Below are 1130 nucleotides of genomic sequence, written 5' to 3' on the forward strand. Positions count from 1 at the left end.
CAACACGCCCATCCTGACCTTCGTCAACAAGATGGACCGGGAAGTGCAGGACCCGATGAGCGTGATGGACGAGATCGAACGCGAACTCGGCATGACGGTCATTCCCTTCACCTGGCCGGTCGGCATGGGCAAGCTGTTCCATGGCGTCTACGACAGGCGCGAAGACCGCATGCGGGTCTTCAGCCCCGGCGAGGAAAAAGCCGGCGGCGACGACGAAATCCTGGCCGGCCTGGACAACGCCGAAGCCGCCAAACGTTTCGGTGCCGAATACACGCAGGCCCAGGGCGAGATCGAACTGGTGGCCGGTGCCACGCCCGAGTTCAACCGCGCCGAATTCCTGGCCGGCAAGCAGACGCCCATGTTCTTCGGTTCCGCCATCAACAACTTCGGCGTGCAGGAAGTGCTGGATGCGCTGGTCGACCTGGCGCCCGCGCCCGCCGAGCGCGAAGCCATCCAGCGCGTGGTGCACCCCGAGGAGAAAAAATTCTCTGGCGTGGTGTTCAAGATCCAGGCCAATATGGACCCGGCCCACCGCGACCGCATCGCCTTCCTGCGCGTGGCCAGCGGCGAGTTCACGCGCGGCATGCGCCTGAAGGTGGTGCGCAGCGGCAAGGAACTGCGGCCCAACACCGTGGTGAGCTTCATGAGCCAACGCCGCGAACTGCTGGACACCGCCTTTGCCGGCGACATCATCGGCATCCCCAACCACGGCGTGCTGCAGCTCGGCGACACGCTGACCGAAGGCGAGGCGCTCCAATTCACCGGCCTGCCCTTCTTCGCGCCCGAAATGTTCCGCGCCGTCGAGGTGGCCGACCCGCTGCGCAGCAAGCAGCTGCGCGCCGGCCTCACGCAGCTCGGCGAAGAAGGCGCGATCCAGGTGTTCCGGCCCATCGCCGGCTCATTGCTGCTGCTGGGTGCGGTCGGCCAGTTGCAATTTGAAGTGGTCGCTCACCGCCTGGAACATGAATACGGCGTCAAGGCCCGCATCATGGGCAGCAACTTCAACCTGGCGCGCTGGGTCACCAGCGACGACGCCAACGAGCTGAAGAAATTCATGGACGCCAACGCCCACCGCGTGGCGCTGGATGCCGTAGACGCGCCCACCCTGCTGGTGGACCACAGCGCCACCC

At 65.6% G+C, this 1130-nt stretch carries 1 protein-coding gene; it reads left to right on the forward strand.

The genetic code is table 11. The features are described 5' to 3' along the window. The coding region (locus tag AC1D0P_RS25915; protein WP_477679348.1) for a peptide chain release factor 3 at nucleotides 1–1130 on the forward strand (1130 nt) is incomplete at both ends.

It is taken from the genome of Polaromonas sp. P1_G2 (assembly GCF_056405515.1).